Source organism: Nocardiopsis sp. CNS-639 (genome assembly GCF_000381685.1).
Taxonomy (GTDB): Bacteria; Actinomycetota; Actinomycetes; order Streptosporangiales; family Streptosporangiaceae; genus Nocardiopsis; species Nocardiopsis dassonvillei.
Genome location: NZ_KB906866.1, coordinates 52,925 through 72,566, shown reverse-complemented (window position 1 = coordinate 72,566; position 19,642 = coordinate 52,925). Strand labels below are relative to the sequence as shown.

Annotated in this window: 7 protein-coding genes; 4 read left to right on the top strand and 3 right to left on the bottom strand. The window is 71.4% G+C overall.

Features of this window, described 5'->3' with window-relative positions; translation table 11 throughout:
• Positions 1 to 12: 12 nt before the first annotated feature.
• The 3 genes from G011_RS0119425 to G011_RS0119415 are packed head-to-tail and all read right to left on the bottom strand — an operon-like array spanning position 13 to position 2,265.
• Positions 13 to 1,134, bottom strand: a complete 1,122-nt coding sequence (locus G011_RS0119425; RefSeq protein ID WP_026338451.1) for an acyl-CoA dehydrogenase family protein — start codon at positions 1,132 to 1,134, stop codon at positions 13 to 15.
• Complete coding sequence (locus G011_RS0119420) at positions 1,127 to 1,411, bottom strand: acyl carrier protein (protein WP_019609947.1); 285 nt, start codon at positions 1,409 to 1,411, stop codon at positions 1,127 to 1,129. The genes G011_RS0119425 and G011_RS0119420 overlap by 8 nt, the downstream gene beginning before the upstream one ends.
• Positions 1,408 to 2,265 carry a 3-hydroxyacyl-CoA dehydrogenase family protein gene (locus tag G011_RS0119415; RefSeq protein WP_019609946.1) on the bottom strand — a complete coding sequence of 286 codons (858 nt, stop codon included), beginning with the start codon at positions 2,263 to 2,265 and terminating at the stop codon, positions 1,408 to 1,410. The genes G011_RS0119420 and G011_RS0119415 overlap by 4 nt, the downstream gene beginning before the upstream one ends.
• 645 nt (positions 2,266 to 2,910) lie before the next feature.
• Here G011_RS0119415 and G011_RS0119410 point away from each other — a divergent pair.
• From G011_RS0119410 to G011_RS0119395, 4 genes are read left to right on the top strand one after another with little or no spacing between them, the layout of a single operon-like run.
• The gene (locus tag G011_RS0119410) at positions 2,911 to 9,180 is read left to right on the top strand and encodes a type I polyketide synthase (protein WP_036552831.1); all 6,270 of its coding nucleotides are present in this window, start codon (positions 2,911 to 2,913) and stop codon (positions 9,178 to 9,180) included.
• Positions 9,177 to 12,905: a beta-ketoacyl synthase N-terminal-like domain-containing protein gene (locus G011_RS30770; RefSeq protein WP_081642995.1), complete on the top strand. Its 3,729-nt coding sequence runs from the start codon at positions 9,177 to 9,179 to the stop codon at positions 12,903 to 12,905. Before G011_RS0119410 ends, G011_RS30770 begins: the two co-directional genes overlap by 4 nt.
• 20 nt (positions 12,906 to 12,925) lie before the next feature.
• Complete coding sequence (locus G011_RS30635; RefSeq protein WP_019609942.1) at positions 12,926 to 16,309, top strand: type I polyketide synthase; 3,384 nt, start codon at positions 12,926 to 12,928, stop codon at positions 16,307 to 16,309.
• Positions 16,306 to 19,641 carry a non-ribosomal peptide synthetase gene (locus G011_RS0119395; RefSeq protein ID WP_019609941.1) on the top strand — a complete coding sequence of 1,112 codons (3,336 nt, stop codon included), beginning with the start codon at positions 16,306 to 16,308 and terminating at the stop codon, positions 19,639 to 19,641. The genes G011_RS30635 and G011_RS0119395 overlap by 4 nt, the downstream gene beginning before the upstream one ends.
• Position 19,642 lies beyond the last annotated feature (1 nt).

Here is a 19,642-nt window from a genome sequence, read left to right as displayed (position 1 = left end):
GTCCTCCTGCGCTCAGACCGCTACGTTGAGGGCATGGCGGGCGAGGATCGTCTGGCTGATCTCGTTGCTGCCCTCGATGATCTCCATCAATTTGGCGTCTCGGTAGGCTCGGGCGACCACGTGGCTGTCGTCGGCCCCCCTCGAACCGAGCACCTGCACGGCGGAGGCCGCGCTCCGGGCGGCCTGTACGGAGCTGATGTACTTGGCCAGGACCGCTTCGGCCGCCAGGTCCACCCTGTTCTCGTCCCAGGCGCGGCTGGCGTGCTCGCAGGCGTGGGTCGCGGTACGCTCCGCCACCAGGAGTTCCGCCAAGAGGCGCCCGACCAACTGGTGGTCGGCCAGGGGGCGGCCGAACTGCTCGCGGTGTGCGGCGTGCGAGGTGGCGCTGCGCAGGCAGGCGCGCAGTATTCCCACGCACCCCCAGGCGACCGACATACGCCCGTAGGTCAGGGCGGTCGTGATGACCATCGGCAGGAGCAGGCCCTCACCGCCGAGCACGTTCTCGTTGGGCAGCGTGACGCCCGAGAAGTGCAGGTCGGCGTGGCCGGCGGCGCGGCAGCCCAGCGGAGCGGGCACCCGTTCGATCCGCACACCCGGAGCCGAGGCCGGCACCACCGCGAACGCCGCGCCGTCCTCGAAACGTGTCAGCACTAGGAGAAGATCGGCGTAACAGGCCGCGGTCACCCACTTCTTCTCCCCGTCGAGGACGATTCCGTTCCCCTTCCGGCGGGCCCGGGTGCCGATCGCGGCCAGGTCGCTGCCGGCTTCCGGCTCGGCGAAGCCGACGGCCGCGAGCCGGCCGGCGGTGAGCTGGGGTAGCAGGTCCTTGCGCTGTGCCGCGTCCCCCAATCGCTCGATGGTCCAGGCGGCCATGCCCTGGGAGGTCATGACACTCCTCAAGGAGCTGCACAGGGCACCGGCATGGGCGGTGAGCCGCCCGTTCCCCACGCTGTCGGCGCCTATGCCGCCATAATCGGTGAGCACCTGTGCGCACAGCAGCCCCTGGGCTCCGGCCTTGCGCAGGATCTCCTCGGGGATCCATCCCGAGCGGTCCCACTCCTCGGCGCTGTCCTCGGCCAGACCGGTGACCAGGCTCAGCGCCTCCTCCAGGCGGCTGTCGAGGTGTTCAGACATCGCCGGACGCACCCCGCAGACGGTGCACCAGCGCGGCCATGCGGTCCGCGGTGCGGAAGTTGTCCAGCTTCAGGTCAGGACCGCGCAGGTCCACCCCGTAGGTCTTCTCCAAGCGGGCCACCAGCTCCATCGCGAAGATCGAGGAGACCAGACCGGAGGCGAAGAGGTCGTGATCGGTTCCGACAGGGGTGTCGAAGCGTTCGGAGAGGTACGCCGACAGTTCCTCGGCGACGGCCTCGGCGCTTATCGGTGCTGCGGTGTTCGACTGATCGCTCATGTGGCTTCCTTTTCGTACTCGTAGAATCCGCGGCCGGACTTGCGGCCGAGGCGTCCCTCGTCCCTCATCCGCAGAAGCAGGTCGCAGGGGCGCGTCCGCTCGTCGCCGGTACGCTCGTGGAGCAGCGTGAGGGCGTCGACGAGGTTGTCGATGCCGATGATGTCGGCGGTGTACAGCGGCCCGGTGGAATGTCCCAGACAGCCCTGCAACAGCCGGTCCACCGACGCGGCGTCCGCAGTGCCCTCGGCCACCACGCGCGCCGCGTCGTTGATCATCGGGTGCAGGAGTCGGCTGGTGACGAAGCCGGGGCCGTCGCCTACCGTGACCGCCTCCCTGCCCAGGTCCGCCAGCAGATCGAGTACTGACCGCATGGCGGCCTCCGTGGACCGCGGCCCCTGGACGACCTCGACCATCGGGATGAGGTAAGTGGGATTCATGAAGTGGACGCCGACGAGCTCCCCCGGTCGGGTGAGGGCGTTGGCGAGCTCATTGATGGGGATTCCCGAGGTGTTGGTGATGAGCGGAGTCCCGGGAGGCACTGCGGCCTCGGCCTCGGCCAAGGCCTTCTTCTTGACCTCCGCCAGTTCGGTCACCGCCTCGACGACCGCTATGGCGTCTCCCAGCGCTGCGATCGAACCGGCGGTGGTGAGCTCCCCCTCAGTACGTCCGTCTGGGAGAGCGTCCATCAGTCGGGCGTGCTGGAGCCGCAGTCGGATACGCGACTTCACTTCGGCCAGGGCCGCTGTGCTGGTGTCGATCACCAGAGTGGAGATGCCGTGTCCAATGGCCAGGGCCGCGATGTTCGCACCCATGACTCCCGCCCCTAGGACGGCGAGCCTGTGCTGCGTTGCCACTGAACCTCCAAAGAACAGTAGGTGCTTTTACACGGTTGCGCTCGGGATTGCCGGCCCCAGGAACTTCGGAAAGCAGAGGAATTGCACGTAGAAATTTTTTGGACTTCTTGCTGGGGTCCGGTCTGATGTTGGTGTTAAGACTCGGTGCGTTCATCGAACAGTCACGCAACTCCGTGTGCGGCGGAGCCGTGTCCCTCGACTCCACGTGAACGTGTCCGAACGTCAAGATAGCAACAGCAGCAGATGGTACCGCGTAAGTCCAGAGCGTCTTCAACCGATGCGTAGTGGCCGGTTCCGGCCGTTTCAGTTCGGTGCATCCCCCTCCCTGGGCGCCGATCCTGGCCGGACTCGCGCAGGTCAGTGGCGATAGCCTTTTGTGCAACCGTAGGAATTGGATAGTTGCACACAAGATCATCGGAGTCGGCGTCCGTGCGGCCGAACCCGAGTGTTCTGCATTTCGGTTGTGTGCATCCGCAATGGCATGCATGATCCACCGTGGACGGACGGATCGCGGATCCGTCCCTCGCGGGAAGCCACGGCCGCCCTTGTACTCGGCGGCCGCGGTCGTCCACCGTCCGGCTGGTTCCGCGGCACGTCAATTCACCGGCCCCTTCGTGCGCAGATTCTGAGCGAAAGGAAGTTGCCATGCAGCCACCCCAAGGGAGACTTGGCGCTGAACAACCGCTCGCCGTCGTTGGGATGGCCGGACGCTTCCCGAAGGCCGAGGACACCGACGCGCTCTGGCGCCTGATCGTTGAAGGGCGCGATGCCATCGGCCCGGTCCCGGCTGACCGGTGGGACACAGGAGCCCAGTTGGACCCGCATCGGCGGATCCAAGACGTTGGTGGTTTCCTCGACGAGGTTGACGTCTTCGACGCCGCCTTCTTCGGCATCTCCCCTCGGGAGGCGGAGGTCATCGACCCCCAGCAGCGCCTCATGCTCGAAACGACCTGGCGTGCGCTGGAGGACGCCGGGGTTCCGGCCGGCTCGCTGACGGGCAGTCGCACGGGGGTCTATGTCGGGGCGTCCTGGCATGACTACGAACTCCTGCGCAAGGACATGGGCGCACCGGCCACCCAGCACAGCGCGGTGGGCAACGCCCTGGACATCGTCTCCGCGCGTGTGGCCTACTTCCTGGGGACCACGGGGCCGAGCATGACGGTCGAGACCGGCTGCTCCTCCTCGCTCGTCGCGCTGCACCTGGCTCGCCAGGCGCTGGCGGCCGGGGACATCGACGGAGCGATCGTGGGCGGCGTCAACCTCATCCTTGCTCCCGACGTCTCCATCGGACTCACTCACTTCGGCGGGCTCTCTCCAGGGGGACGGTGCAAGGCTTTCTCAGCGGACGCGGACGGTTTCGTCCGCGGCGAGGGGGTGGTCGCCGTCTACGTCAAACCTCTCGACCGCGCCCTGCGGGACGGGGACAGGGTCCGCGGCGTCATCACTGCCACCGCGGTTAACCAGGACGGCGGCGGCGAGAGCCTGGTGACGCCCCGTGCACGGGGCCAAGAGGACCTGCTGCGACAGATCTACGACCGCGAGGGCTTCCCCACTGCGGAGGTGGCCTACGTCGAGGCGCACGGTACTGGTACGCGGCGTGGGGACCCCGTCGAGGCCGGTGCTATCGGCCGGGTGCTGGGCAGTCGGCGGGGGAGTGCCGCGGGGCCGCTGCCGGTCGGATCGGTCAAGACGAATATTGGGCACCTGGAAGCGGTGGCAGGACTCGCCGGTCTGGTCAAGGCGCTGCTGGTCCTTGAGCACCGGGTGGTGCCGCCGAGCCTGCACGCCGAGGACCGCAATCCCGACATCCCCTTCGGCGAACTGAACCTGCGCGTCGTCAACGCTCCCGTGGACCTTCCGTCGACGGGGCGCCTCCTGGCCGGGGTCAGCTCCTTCGGCTGGGGAGGGACCAACGCGCACGTCACGGTGGAGACCCCGCCGACGACGGTCACAGCCTCCCCCGTACAGCAAGGGGGAGGCCCTGTCTTCCTGCCCCTGTCCGGTCACACCGCCGAAGCGCTCCGAACACGGGCCAGGGACGTCGGTGAGGCGCTGGACGGGAGCGGTACATCGCCGCTCGTTCACATCGCGGGCACACTAGCCCGGCGGCGCGACCATTTCCCGCACCGGGTCGCGGTCGTCGCGGCCGACGCCCAGGAGGCACGGGATCGCCTCGCCCACTACGCCGAGGACCCCGGCCGCGAGCACGAGGGTGTATTCGCCGGTCGGGTCGGTCAGGAGGGCAAGACGGCCTTCGTCTTCCCGGGCCAGGGGGCGCAGTGGCACGGCATGGGACGTGGGCTCTACGACGAGCACCCCGCCTTCACACAGGCGGTCCGACGCTGCGCGGACGCACTGCTACCGCACGTGGACTGGGACTTGGTCGACGTGGTGTCCGGACGCGCAGGGCAGGAGTGGCTCTCGCGGATTGACATGGTGCAGCCAGTTCTGTGGGCGATGTCGGTCGGCCTATGCGAGGTCTGGCGTGCCGCCGGGGTGGAACCGGATGTCGTGGTAGGCCATAGCCAGGGGGAGATCACTGCGGCCACGGTGGCGGGCATGCTCTCCTACGAGGACGCGGCTCTGCTGATGGCCCGGCGCAGCTCGATCGTCCGCCGCGTGTCGGGCCAGGGCCTCATGCTCGCGGTCGACCTCGACACCGACCAGGCCCAGAAGGCCATCGAAGGGTTTGAGCACGGAGTCTCCTTGGCCGTGAGTAACGGCCCGCGCAGCAGTGTGCTCTCCGGCGACGCGGAGCTGATCCGGGCCCTGAAGGAGCTGCTCGACGCCGAGGGCACGTTCTGTCGACTGGTCAACGTGGACTATGCCTCGCACAGTCCACAGATGGACGCGCTGGAAGAGGACCTGCTCGCGGCGCTGGAGCCAGTGCGGCCGGTCGAGGGACGCATCCCTTTGATGTCGACGGTGCGCAGGACCATGCTGTCCGGGCCGGAGCTGGACACCCGCTACTGGGTGGACAACCTGCGGCGACCCGTCATGTTCGCCGACGCGGTGAACGGGGTCTTCGATGACGGTGTCACCCGAGTGGTGGAGGTCAGCCCGCACCCCATCCTCGTCCCGGCCATCGAGCAGATCGCCGCCACGCGCCCCGAACCGCCTCGGGCCCTCGCCACCCTGCGCCGGAACAAGGGCTCCCTGCGGGACGTCGCCGAGTGCACGGCCCGCGCCTACCTTGCCGGGCTGGAGCCGTTCGGCGGGTTTCCGGGGGATGTCCACGTACCACTTCCCCCCTACCCCTGGCAACGCACCCGACACTGGGTGGCCCCCGGCCGGCGCCCCGCCTCCGGTTCCTCCTCGCGTGACCCACAACTCGTCCCCGACCTCGTCGAGCAGGGCGTTTGGGTGGCCACGGCCGAGGTGAGCCTGTTGGACCAGCCCTACCTGGGTGACCATCGGGTGCACGACACGGCACTGATGCCCGGCGCGGCGATGATGGGGACGCTGGCGGACATCGCGCGGACTCGCACCGGTGCCCTCCCCGCGGTCCTGTCCGACGTGTCCTTGCGCAGCGAGTTCCCGCTGAACGACGGTCCGGTGCGGACCGTGGTCCGCTGGCGAGACGACACCGCGGGCTCGGGTGACGTCTCGCTGTCCTCCCTGCCCCCCGGTGCCACCTCGTGGACCGAGCACGCCCGGGCCCGCGCCCTGCCGACCACACCGCCTGGCCCGGCTCCCCTGGCTTGCCCCGATCGGTTGGATGGGGCGCTCCGGGTCGGCCCCGAAGAGTTCTACGCCGACTGCGCCCGCAAGGGCCTGGACTACGGACCGGCGTTTCGCGCGGTCCAGAGCCTGAGCGTGGGGGAGAGAGAGGTGCTTGCCGACGTCCGGCTGCCCGAGGAGTGCGCGGCGTCACTGCGTCCCGACGCCCTCCATCCGGCGCTGTGGGACGGCGCGATGCAGGCCTGCCTTCCCCTGGTGGAGGCGGAGGGCGCCGCAGTGCCCAGTGCAGTGCGGCACGTCTACCTGGTGGAGGAGCCGACCCAGCCGATCACCCGCCTGCGGGCCTACGCCGTGTGCCGCGGCCGTCTGCTGTTCGACATCCACTGCTGGGACGCCGACTTGCGGCCTCTGCTGGTGCTGGAGGGTCTGCAGCTCACCCCGCTGCCCGACTCCGCTGGGACCGACGACGGGGAGGCAGACCGGCTGCACCGACTCGCCTTCGTCGCTCGCCCCCGTACCGACGAGCAGGGGGCCTCGCCGACGCCCGGCGCGGCCTGGGCCGTCTGCGCTCCCAGGGGGGAGTCCGAGGCCGCCGAGGCGCTGGCCGCCGCGCTGCGGGACGCCGGCACGGCCGCGGATCCGGTGATCGCCGCGGCGGACGGAGCGGGCTGGGAGAGCGCCCTGTCCGGACGGTCGGCCCCGGTGTCCGGGGTCGTCTTCGTGGCCTCGCGTGACAACGGCAGCAGCGAGGCCAGCGGCGGAGGACTCTGGTCCCTGACCACCCTGGTGCGGGCCTGTTCGGCGCAGGCACAGGCGCCGCGGCTGGCGGTGGTCACCGCGGGCGCTCAGAGCGTGCTGCCCGCTGACCGCCCCCGTACCGGGCCCGCTCTCTACTGGGGGTTCGGCCGCGTAGTCCGGCGCGAGCATCCCGCCCTGCGTTCCCGCCTGATCGACGTGGACCCCGACGACGGAGGATGGGCGTCGCGGTGCGCCCGAGAGCTCCTCGCCGACGACGGAGAGGACCAGGTCGCACTGCGCGGAGAGGACCGTTACGCCGGGCGTATCCGGCGCGGGCCCGCCGCCCCCTTCCCAGACGCCCGGCCACTCGAGTGGCGCACCCCCGCCCAGCCCTTCCGGCTCAGCCCGGACCGGCCGGGGTTCTGGGACGGTCTGACGTTCCGGCCGGCGCTCAAGGCCGCTCCCGGCCCGGAGGAGGTCGAGATCGAGGTGAGGGCCGCCGGGCTCAACTTCATCGACGTCATGAAGGCGATGGGCACCTACCCGGACCCGGATGGGCGGGACGTGCTGGGGCTGGACGCGGTCGGTGTGGTCACCCGCGTCGGGGAGAGCGTGACCGGTCTGCGGATCGGCGACCGGGTGGCCGCCTGCGGTCCCGGCGCGCTGGCCTCGCATCAGACCGTGCGCGCGGACCACACCCGCCCCGTCCCCGACCACCTGGACGACACCGACGCGGCGGCGCTGCCCTCAGTGCTGGCGACCGCCTGGTACGGGCTCAACGACCTAGCCGGGTTGGCTGCAGGGGAGACCGTGCTCGTACACTCCGCAGCTGGCGGTCTCGGTCTGGCGGCCGTCCAGGTCGCCCGGTCACTGGGGGCCCGGATCGTGGCGACGGCCGGCAGCGAGGACAAGCGCCGGTACCTGCGCGGGCTTGGTATCGACCACGTCTTCGACTCCCGTGGCCCTTCCTGGGCCGCGGAGGTGCTGGCGGCCACAGACGGCTGTGGTGTCGATGTCGTGCTCAACTCGCTCACCGGATCGGCCATTGAACGCGGCCTGGAGGTGCTCGCCGAGGACGGCCGCTTCGTTGAGGTCGGCAAGCAGGACATCCACGGCGGGCGGACGATCGGGCTCGGTACCTTCCGCAAGCGCATGGGGTTCTTCTCGGTGGATCTGGTGGGTCTCATGCGGCGGCGCCCCGAGCGGTTCGCGCGCCTGCTGCGCGACGTGTGGGAACGGGTCGAGACCGGGGAGCTCGGGCCGCTCCCGGTCCACACGAGCGCCTTCGCCGATGCGGCCGAGGCCCTGCGCCGCATGTCGCAGGGCCTGCACATCGGCAAGTTCGTCCTGGCCGAACCCGAGGGTGTGCGCGGGGTGGTGCCCGAACCCCTGCGTGACGGCCGACTCCGCCAGGACGGTACCTACCTGATCACCGGCGGTCTGGGTGCCCTCGGACTCTCTCTGGCCGAGTTCATGGCTGAACGCGGGGCCGGGCGGTTGGCGCTGGTCGGCCGCTCCGCTCCTGGTCCCGAGACGCTCCGCAGGATCGAGGACATCCGCGGCCGCGGGACGCGGGTGGATACCTTCCAGGCCGACGTCTCCGACGCCGGGGACGTCCGCCGGGTGCGCGAGCAGCTGCCACCGCTCCGCGGTGTGGTCCACGCCGCGGGCCTGCTCGACGACGCCACGGTCAGCGGCCTGCGCCCCGAACAGCTGTCCCGGGTTCTGGCACCCAAGATTGACGGGGCCGCACACGTGGACTCCGTCACCGACGGCGACCCCCTGGACTTCTTCATCCTCTTCTCTTCGGCCGCGGCCCTCTTCGGCAACGCCGGGCAGGCGGCCTACGCTGCGGCCAACGCCGCCATGGACGCACTGGCTCAGGACCGCCGACGGCGAGGACTGCCGGCCCACAGCGTCCAGTGGGGGCCCTTCACCGACGTCGGCCTGGCCGCCCGGCGGGGTGACCGCGGTGGCCGTCTGGAGGAGCGGGGCCTGGGCGGCTTCACCACGCGGGAGGCCTGGCACGCCCTGGAAAGGATTCTGTCCGAGGACGAGGCGGTTGTCTCCTACGCGCCGCTCGACCCGCGCCGATGGTTCGAGTCCTACCCTGACACCGCGGCCCTGCCCAGCTGGAGCGAGCTCCGCCGGGCCGCCGACGGCGGGCGGTCCGCAGGGGACACCGGCAACGCGTTCCTCGACGAGTTCCGCGCCTCCCCGCCCGGCGAGGGGTCGCGGCTGGTGGAGTCCAAGGTGCGCGAGCTTGCCGGGCGGGTCCTGCGCCTGGACGCGGACTCCATCGACGGCGACACCCCCTTCAAGTCGCTCGGCTTGGACTCCCTCATGAGTCTGGAGTTGCGCAACCGCTTGGAGGCGGAGTTCGCGCTCACCCTCTCGCCCACCCTGCTGTGGACCTACGGCAACACCCGTGCCCTGACCGGGCTCCTGGCCGAGCGGCTCCAGACTGCACAGAGCGCCGCAGAGAAGGGGCAGTGACCGTGGCAGAAGACGTGGCGACCGGAGGAGCAGCCCAGGCCACCCCGCTGACACGGGCCCTGGATACGGTCAGGAGGCTGCGCGCCGAACGGGACGCGGCGCGAGGAAGCGGCCCAGTGGCCGTCGTCGGCGCGGGCTTGCGCTTCCCCGGGGGCGTCGTCGACCTCGACTCCTACTGGAATGTGCTCGCGGAGGGCGCGGACCTGGTCCGGCCGATGCCTCCGGAACGGATGGAGCCCTTCACCCGGGAATGGGAGCACCTGCCGCAGGTCGGAGGGTTCTTCGACGAGGTGATGGACTTCGACGCGGATTTCTTTGGGATCGACGAGGAGGAGGCAACCGCGCTCGACCCGCAGCACCGGCTGCTGCTGGAGGTCGCCTGGGAGGCCCTGGAGAACGCGGCCCTGCCGCCCGACCGGCTGGATTCCGGACGGACGGGCCTCTACGTCGGCATCACCAACAACGACTACTGGGACCGGTTGGACGGAGATCCCGACCGGAACTGGTCCATGGGCAACGGGCACTACTTCGCGGTCGGCCGCACCGCCTACGCCCTCGGCGTGGGCGGACCAGCCCTGGCCGTGGACACCGCCTGCTCGTCGTCTCTGGTAGCCGTGCACCTCGCGCGCCAGGCGCTGGCCCGCGGGGAGTGCGACACGGCGCTGGCCGGGGGTGTCAGCCTGGTGCTCTCCCCGCGGATGACCCGGCAGCTCGACGCGGTCGGCGCGCTGGCCGCAGACGGCCGCTGCCGTTCGTTCGACGCCCGAGCCAACGGTTTCGTCCGTGCCGAGGGCTGCGGCGTGGTGGTCCTCAAGAGGCTGGTGGACGCGCGACGTGACGGGGACCGCGTCCTGGGCGTCATCAAGGGCTCTGCAGTCAACCAGTACGGCAGGTCCACCGGGTTCACCGCGCCCAACGTGCTCTCGCTCACTGCGCTCATGGAGACCGCGCTGGCCGACGCGGAGCTGACCGCGGCCGACATCGGCCTGGTCGAGGCGCACGGGACCGCGACACCGATCGGCGACGCGATCGAGCTGGAGGCAGTCGCCGCCGCGTTCGGCGGCCCCGACCGCACATCCCCCCTGCCGGTCGGTACGGTCAAGGCGAACCTGGGGCACGCCGAGTCGGCCGCCGGTGTGGCCGCCCTCCTCAAAGGGATCGCGTGCCTGCGGTACGGGGCGGTGCCGCCCTTGCCAGGGTTCACCACTCCTAACCCGATGATCGAGTTGGCCGACACCGGCCTGGTCCTGCCGGACCGGCTGGAGCCCTGGCGCTCGCCCGGGCGCTGCGTTGCCGTGAACGCGTTCAGCATGGGCGGTACCAACGCGCAGCTCATCCTGGCGCCGGCGGATGGACTCGGCGAGGCCGACGGGGCGGAAGAGCCCGACGGGCGCGTCCCCTCCGGCCCCGCCGAGGCCGGGGGCTTCGAGGTGTCGGCCCACACGCCCGAAGCGCTGCGGACCTACGCGGCGGCGCTCGGAGACCGCCTGCTCGAACTGGACGACGCGGACTATCCGGCCTTCGCCTACACGGCCTCCCAAGGGCGGGCGCGACACCCCTGGTACGTCCGGGTCGTGGCCGCGGACCGGACGGTGGCGCTGGCGGCGCTGCAGGCCGTGGCCGCGGGGGAGAGCGAACCGAGCAGACGCGATCCGGCGCAGGACGCCGACACGCCCCCGGGGCCGCCTCGCGCGGTTATCGACCTGCCCGCTTACCCCTGGCAGCGGCGGCGGTACGCACCGGCACCCGTGGAGCGGACCCCTACCGCTCCGGCACCCGAAGGCGATCCCGGCTCCGGCGGCGACACGCGGCTCGTGCTGCGGGACGGCTCCCAGCGGTCCGACCGGGCCGGGGGACGGGCCGCCGATGCCGAAGGGGACAACGTGCGCCTCCTGGCCGCGCGGCCGGGCCTGCTTGGTTCGGTGGCGCCGACGTCCTGGCGCCGATTCCCCCCCGGCCCCGGCCAGGTCGAGATCGAGGTGGCCGCAGCCGGCCTGAACTTCAGCGACGCGCTGAAGGCCATGGGCACCTACCCGGGAACAGCGGGCCCGGTGCCGCTGGGCATCGAGTGCGCTGGCCGGATCAGCGTGGTGGGGGAGGGCGTGACCGGCCTGCGGGCGGGCGACCCCGTCATCGCGGTGGCCACTTCGGCTGCGGCCGCCTACACCACCACCGAGGCCCATCTCGTGGCGCGCCGCCCCGAAGGCCTCTCCGACACACAGGCGGCCGCCGTGCCGATCGCCTACCTCACCGCGTTGCACGCCTTGGGGAACCTGGCTCGCCTGCGCGCCGGAGAGACCGTGCTCATCCACTCGGCCACCGGCGGGGTGGGTCAAGCGGCACTGGCCGTGGCGCGGGCCCGCGGCGCGGAGGTCTTCGCGACCGCGGGGTCCGAGGAGAAGCGGGAACTGCTGAGACGACGAGGACTGCCGGCCGACCGTGTGTACGATTCGCGCTCCCTCGCTTTCGCCGACGCCGTCGATGCGGCCACCGGAGGCCGCGGGGTCGATGTCGTCCTCAACTCCCTGACCGGCGACGCGCTCGTGCGGAGCCTCGGACTGTTGGCCCCTGGCGGCCGCCTGATCGAACTGGGCAAGCGGGATATCGCCGACGACTCCATCATCGGCCTCGGCGCCTTCGCCGAAAACCGCGCCCTGCTCGCCGTCGACCTGGACGCCGTGCTGTGGGAACGGCCCGAGGAGGTTCAGGAGCTCTTCGAGGCTCTCCTGCGCGGATTCGCCACCGAGGTCCTCAGCCCGATCGACGTCACCGCCCACCCCCTCCGGTCCGCCCCGGACGTGCTGGCCGACATGGCAAGGGCCCGCCATGTCGGCAAACTCGTCCTTGTCCCCGACCGGGACGGACCGTTGGTGCCTCCACCGGGCGGGTTCCTGCCGCGGCCGGGCACCACGTACGCGGCCTGGGGCCCCGACGCGGACCGGGCCGCGCGGCTGCTCGCTGAGGCCGGCGCTCGGCGGATCGTCCTCGTCGACGGCGCGGAGAAAGCCAAGAAGGCCGCCGCCGGACTGCGGGCGCGAGGAGTGCGGGCCGAAACGGTCCCGCCGTCCGAGGACACCTCAGGGCTCCTCGACCGGCTGCGCGGGTCCGCGGAGCCGCTCGCCGGGCTCGCATACGCCGGACCGGCGGGGGAGCGCGCGACGCACCTTCGGGAGCTGGCCCGTGAGCACGGGATGGACTTCCTCGAGACCGCCTCGGCCGACGGAGCGACGGCGACGGGCGCCGGAGAGCCGGACGAGGAGAACAGGGAGCGGATCGACCTCATCCGGAGGGCCGATCCCAGCCGCCGCCGGACCCTGCTCGTCGCGCACGTGGTCGGTCTGGCCGCCGAGACGCTCGGACAGCAGGCCGGGACCCTGGACCCAGCGGCCCCCCTGGCCCGACTGGGATTCGACTCGGTACGCACCCTGGAGCTGCGCGCCCGCCTACAGGGATCACTGGGCGTCGCGCTGCCAGCGACAGTCGGTTGGCGCTACCCCACCATCGACGCCCTGGTCCCCTACCTCGCCGAACGCCTGGACCTGCCACTGAGCTCCGGGGACGCCTCCGCCGAGGCCCCGCGCGGCGGTCCGGCGCCGGTGGCCGCTGGCCCCGCGCGGGAGCGGGAGGACGCCGAAACCGAGGGGATCGACGGGCTGACCGAGGACGAGCTCGGCGCACTGCTCTTGGCCAAGGCCCGAGAAATGGACGAACAGAGCCGCAGATGACCGCACAGGAAGGAGGAGCGATGACCAAGAGCGCAGAACGCTCGTCGGAGGAGGCGATGAAGAGCGCCTACCGGGCGATGGAGCGGATGCAGAGCACGATCGACGCCTACCGGCGTGAGCGGTCCGAGCCCATCGCGATCGTGGGCGCGGGTTGCCGCTTTCCCGGAGGCGTGGTGGACCCGGAGTCGTACTGGGATCTGCTCGCCAGCGGTACCGACGCAGTCCGCGAGGTTCCCGAGGACCGGTGGAGCGCGGAGGAGTTCCACACTGATGAGTCGGGACGGCCGGGCAGGCTCGCCTCGCGCTGGGGCGGGTTCCTCGACGACATCGACCGGTTCGACCACGACTTCTTCGGGATCTCGCGGCGCGAGGCGCTGGCCATGGACCCGCAGCAGCGGCTGCTGCTGGAGGTGGCCTGGGAAGCTCTGGAGGACTCCGGAACGGCACCATCGGACCTCGCAGGCAGTAGTACCGGGGTCTTCGTGGGGTTGGCCTCCAACGACCACGCGTCGCACGTCTTCCAGCACCCCGACGAGATCACCCTGCACATGAGCACGGGTACGGCGCACTCGGTGGCGGCTGGCCGCCTGTCCTACCTGCTCGACCTCAGGGGGCCCAGCGTCTCCTTGGACACCGCCTGCTCCTCCTCGCTGGTCGCGGTCCACCAGGCTTGCCAGAACCTGCGGCTGGGAGAGTGCGACCTGGCGCTGGCCGGAGGGGTCAGCGTGCTCCTCTCACCCCACCTGGGGATCTCCTTCTCCCAGATGCCCGGGATGCTCTCGGTGGACGGCCGGTGCAAGGCGTTCGACGCCAGTGCCAACGGCTTCGTCCGCGCTGAGGGTTGCGGGGTGGTGGTCCTCAAGCGCCTGTCGGACGCGGTACGGGACCGGGACCGCATGCTGGCGGTGGTGCGTGGATCCGCAGTCAACCAGGACGGCCGCAGCTCCGGGCTGACCGCCCCGAACGGCTCCGCCCAGGTCGACGTGCTGCGCCGGGCGGTCGCCGCGGCCGGGGTCGACCCCGGCGATGTGGGCTTCGTCGAGGCACACGGCACCGGGACCGCACTGGGAGACCCCATCGAGGTGGACGCGGTGGCCGAGGTCTACGGCCGTGTGGGAGGTGAACCCCTGCACCTCGGCGCGGCCAAGACCAACCTGGGGCACCTGGAGGCGGCGGCCGGGGTGGCCGGTCTGATCAAGGCGGCACTGAGTGTACGAAACGGGGTCATCCCGCCCAACCTGCACTTCACCGAGCTCAACCGGCACATCGACCTGGAGGGGACCCGGCTCGCCTTCCCGACCGAACCGGTGCGGTGGGACCGGGGAGCACAGGCCGGACCCCGCATTGCGGGAGTGAGCAGTTTCGGCTTTAGCGGCACCAACGCGCACGTGCTCATCGAGCAGGCGCCCGAGCCGGCCGTGGAAGAGACGGGGGCCGAGCGGCCCGCCTCGTTGCTCGCGCTGTCCGCGGCATCGGAGTCCGCGCTGCTCAAGCTGGCCCGCCGGTACTGCAACCGGCTTGCTTCGGCTGACGCCGGTCAGGCGGCCGATATCTGCTACTCGGCCAACACGGGGCGCTCCCACCACCCCTACCGGCTCGCCGCCGTGGGCACCTCGGGTGACCGGATCGCCGAGCTGCTCGCCGAGCATGTGCGTGGAGAGGCGGCACCCGGATTGACGGTGGGGCACGCCCCGCCCTCCGCCGCCGAGAAGCCGGTCTTCCTGTTCACCGGCCAGGGCACACAGCGCGCCGGGATGGCCCGTGCCCTGTACGAGACGCTGCCGACGTTCCGCCGTACCGTGGACCGCTGCGACGACATCCTCCGGGACACCCTGAACCGGCCGCTGCTGTCGGTGCTGTTCCCGGGCAGCGGGGCGGAGAAGGAGGGCGCACTCGTCGACGAGGTCGTCTACGGCCAGCCCGCACTCTTCGCCGTGGAGTACGCGATGGCGCAGACCTGGCGCTCCTGGGGAGTGGAGCCGGGCGCGGTCGTCGGCCACAGTCTCGGCGAGTACGCGGCCGCCTGCTTCGCGGGGGTGATGTCCCTGGAGGACGGCCTGACACTGGTGGCCGAGCGGGCGCGCCTGCTGGGCGAACTGTCCGGCAACGGGGCCATGGCCACGGTGTTCGCCCCCGCCGAGAAGGTGGAGGAAGTCCTGGCCGGCCTCGGCGGCGGGGTGATCGGCGTCGCCGCCGTCAACGGACCGATGAACACCTCGATCTCGGGCGAACGGGCGGTCGTGGAGAGGGCCTGCGAGGTCTTCATGGGCATGCGCGTGTTCGCGGAGATACTGCGGATCGACACCGCCTCGCACTCGCCACTGGTCGAGCCGGTTCTGGACCCGTTGGGTGACCTGCTGGGGAAGGTGGAGTTCTCGGCCCCCGACATCCCGTGGGCGACCAACCTGCACGGGAGCGTGTGGCCGTGGGGCAGCGTCCCCGACACCTCCTACTGGCTCGGGCACGCGCGCCACCCGGTGCGCTTCGCCGAGGACGTCCAGGCGCTCCACGAGATGGGGTACCGCACCTACCTCGAGGTCGGACCGGCTCCCGTGCTGCTGGGCCTGGCCAAGGAAGCCGTCGGTGGCGGGTCCACGATGGTGCCCAGCATGCGACCGATGGGCGACGAGTGGGAGACCCTCCTGGGCGCCGTCGGACGTCTGTACACCCGGGGCGTCCGCGTCGACTGGTCGGCCTTCGACCGGGACTACGCCCGTGCCAGGGTGCCGGTCCCGCGATATCCCTTCGAGGGCGCCCGGGACCGGTACGAACCGGACAACGCCGCTGAGGCCTTCCTATGGGGCAGACCCACGCGCAGGCGCGCGGTCGGAACCACCGACGCGCCGCCGCGCCCACGCGGGCGCTCGCCCCGCTCCGGGGACGCCGCGCGGAACCGGACGGCGCGGAGCCGCCCGTCGCGGGAGCGCTCCCCCGAGCCGCCGCGCACTCCCCGGTCGGACCTGCCCACCGCCCGCGAGCTACTGGAACTCCCTGCGGAGCAGCGCTCGCAGACGCTAGTTGAGGGGCTGCTGCGCGCGGTGCGCCTCACGTTGGGTGCCAGGTCCGCTTCGGTGGTGGAGCCGCAGGTGCCGCTCTCGTCCTACGGGCTGGACTCCCTCATGGCCGTCGAACTGCGCAACGCGATCCGTGACCGGCTCGGGGTGACCGTCGTGATCGGCCGGGTGCTGCGGGAGGCGAGCGTCCGCGACCTCGCCGAGGACGTCGTGGCACGGCTCGGAGAGGACACCGCCGACAGGCGCGCGGCCGGCTCCCAGGGGTCAGCGACGCCGATCCGCCGGGCCGCGCGTGCCAGGGACGCCACGGCTGAACGGCTGCTGGAGCGGTTGGAGGACGGGGTGGCAGAACCCGCAGAGGCCATGGTGGAAGAAGAGGCTCAGCCATGACCGGTCTCGACGAGCGCCTGGCAGCGCTCCCTCCAGACAAGCGGGCGCGGTTCGAGCGAATGCTCTCCGAACACGAACCGGCCGAGGACATCTTCCCCCTCGCCGTGTTCCAGGAGGGGATGTGGTTCCTGGAGCAGTTGCGCCCAGGCAACCCCGCGTACGTTTCCACGAGCGCGGTCCGCATCCGGGGGCGCTTGGACACCGGCCTGCTGCGGTCGGCGCTGGACGAGGTCGTCCGGCGGCACGAGGTGCTGCGCACCGTGTTCCGGCTCCGCGACGGCAAACCCGTCCAGGCCATCCGGGCCGGCCTTCGGATCGACCTGCCCGAGAAGGACCTGCGCGGACACGACCCGGCGCTGGTCGACCTCGACGCCTGGATCCGCAGCTCCGTGCTCGACGCCCCCTTCGACCTGGAGAACGGTCCGCTGACCAGGGCGGCTCTGATCCGTACCGCCGACGACGAGCGAGTGCTCGCAGTGGCATTCCACCACCTCGTCTCGGACCGCACGTCGCTGGGGATCATGCTGGACGAGCTGGCCCGGGTCTACGAGGCATTGGAACAGGGGCGCCGCTCACCGCTGCCCGAACCCGAAATCCAGTACGGGGACTTCGCGGCCTGGCAGCAGGAACGCGCCGTGGACGGCACCTGGGACGAACACCTGGCGTACTGGCGTGAGCACCTCGCGGGCGCGCCGGCCGCTCTGGAACTGCCGTCGGACCGCCAACGGCCCGACGTCCAAGGGTTCGACGGCGCCACTCACCCCTTCCACCTGCCCGCCCCGCTCCTGGACAGACTGAGCACCCTAGCCGGGGAGCACGGGGCGACGCCCTACATGGCTCTGCTGGCGGTCTACGCCGTGCTCCTGCACCGACTCAGCGGGCAGGACGACATCGTCGTGGGCGTCCCGACCACGGCCCGCGACCGGCCTGAGACCGAGTCGCTGATCGGCTACTTCGTCAACACACTGCCGGTCCGGATCCGCCTGGACGGGGACCCCGGGTTCACCGACGTCCTCAAACGGGTGCGTGACGCCTGCCTCGGTGCCTACGACCACCAGGACGTGCCCTTCGACCGCGTGGTCACCGAACTCGGGACGGCACGCGATCTGAGCCGACCGCCCGTGTACCAGGCCAGCTTCTCCTACGGGCGTGATCCGGTCCCCGGCGTGGGACCGGGCGGGACCCGGCTGGAGCGCCTGCACGTCGACGGCGGCGGGGCGCGCTTCGACCTCGAACTCCAGGCTTTCGAGAGCGGGGAGGGGTTGTCGGGATGGTTCGAGTACGACACCGGCCTCTTCACCGAGGCCACGGTGGCCCGCTTCGCACACCACTACCACCGCTTGGCACAGGAGGCCGTGAAATCCCCGGGCGTGTGCGTCGGTCGCCTGGAGATGCTCGGGGACACCGAGCGCCGCCGGATCCTGGAGCGGTCCCGGGGACCCGAACGCCGGTGGCCGCGTGAGCGGGGCTGGATCCACCAGTGTGTCGAGGACACGGCGCGCCGCACACCCGACGCGGTGGCCGTCCGCTTCGAGGGGCGGGATGTCGGCTACGCCGAGCTGAACCGGCGCGCCAACCGCCTCGCCCACCGGCTGATCCGGCTCGGCGTCGAGCGAGACGTCCTCGTGGGCGTTGCTATGGAGCGGTCCATCGACCTGGTCGTGGCGCTGCTGGCGGTGCTCAAGGCGGGCGGCGCCTACGTGCCGCTCGACCCTGGTTACCCGCGGGCCCGGCTGAAGCACATGCTGCACGACGCGGCGGTGCCGGTGCTGCTCACCCAGAGCGGCCTCGCTGACCTCCTGCCCGAGACCGACGCGACGGTGCTGTGCCCGGACACCGAGGAGACCCTGGACCGGGAGCGCGAGGACGACCCGCAGGTACCCGTCGACGGCGAGGACCTCGCCTATGTCATCTACACCTCGGGTTCGACCGGTCGGCCCAAGGGCGTGATGAACGTCCACGCGGCCATCCGTAACCGGCTCCTGTGGATGCAGGACGCATACCGCCTGGACTCCACCGACCGAGTGCTGCAGAAGACGCCGTTCTCCTTCGACGTGTCGGTCTGGGAGTTCTTCTGGCCGCTCATGGTCGGTGCCACGCTGGTCGTGGCCCGACCAGAGGGGCACCGCGACAGTGGTTACCTGGTGGACACCGTCCGCAGTGAGCGGATCACCACGCTCCACTTCGTTCCCTCCATGCTCCAGGTGTTCCTTCGGGAGCCGGTTGAGGACTGCGCCTCGCTGCGCCGGGTGTTTTGCAGCGGAGAGGCCCTGCCCCCCGACCTGCGGGACCGGTTCCTACAGCGTTCCGGGGCCGAGCTGCACAACCTCTACGGGCCCACCGAGGCGGCCGTCGACGTCACCGCCTGGGACTGCCGGGGCGACGCCGCAGGCGTCCCGGTCCCCATCGGCGTGCCCATCGCCAACACGCGGATCCTCGTCCTGGACCGCTTCGGGGCGCTCGTGCCCGAGGGCGTCGCGGGTGAGCTGCACATCGGCGGGCGCAACCTCGCCCGCGGCTACCTCAATCTGGCCGGACTCACCGCGGAGCGGTTCGTCGACGACCCGTTCCAGGAGGGCGTCCGGTTGTACCGGACCGGGGACCTCGCCCGCACCCGCGCCGATGGAGCACTGGAGTTCCTGGGTCGGCTCGACCACCAGGTGAAACTCCGCGGGTTTCGGATCGAGCTGGGCGAGATCGAGGCCGCGCTCGTGGAGCACCCGGGCGTGCGGGAGGCCGTCGTCCTGGCACGCGAGCGTGGTTCGGGAGACACCCGCCTGGTCGCCTACGTCACTGCGGACGGCGCGGCCGCGGCGCGGGCGTCGGCCCCCACCGCCGCCGACCTCACCGCGCACCTGCGCAGACGGCTTCCCGAACACATGGTCCCCTCCGCCTTCGAGGTGCTGGAGGCCCTCCCCCTGACTCCCAACGGCAAGGTGGACCGCGCCGCCCTGCCCGAGCCGCGCTCAGACCGCCCCGAGTCGGCCGTCCGTTACACGGCTCCCCGGCGCGGGCTGGAGAGCACACTGGCGCGGACGTGGTGCGACCTGCTCGGTGTGGACCGCGTGGGCGCGGACGACAACTTCTTCGACCTCGGCGGCCACTCGCTCCTCATGGCGGAGCTGAAGGACCGGCTGGCCGAGGAGCAGGGCCATCGGGTGACGATGGTCGACCTCTTCCGCCACCCCACCGTGGCCTCCCTGGCCGAGTACCTGGGCGGCGGCGACGGCGCGCTGCGCGGCTCCGCCGGAGCCGCCCGTGAACGCGCCCGCCGCCGCAACCGCGACCGCCGCCCGGCTGGCAGCCGGACCCGTTCTGACAGCGATAGGTGAT

Bases quoted from the DNA above. Each gene is read 5' to 3' on its own strand.
- G011_RS0119395 (WP_019609941.1), top strand. From the start codon at position 16,306: ATGACCGGTCTCGACGAGCGCCTGGCAGCGCTCCCTCCAGACAAGCGG.
- G011_RS0119425 (WP_026338451.1), bottom strand. From the start codon at position 1,134: ATGTCTGAACACCTCGACAGCCGCCTGGAGGAGGCGCTGAGCCTGGTC.
- G011_RS0119410 (WP_036552831.1), top strand. From the start codon at position 2,911: ATGCAGCCACCCCAAGGGAGACTTGGCGCTGAACAACCGCTCGCCGTC.
- G011_RS30635 (WP_019609942.1), top strand. From the start codon at position 12,926: ATGACCAAGAGCGCAGAACGCTCGTCGGAGGAGGCGATGAAGAGCGCC.
- G011_RS0119420 (WP_019609947.1), bottom strand. From the start codon at position 1,411: ATGAGCGATCAGTCGAACACCGCAGCACCGATAAGCGCCGAGGCCGTC.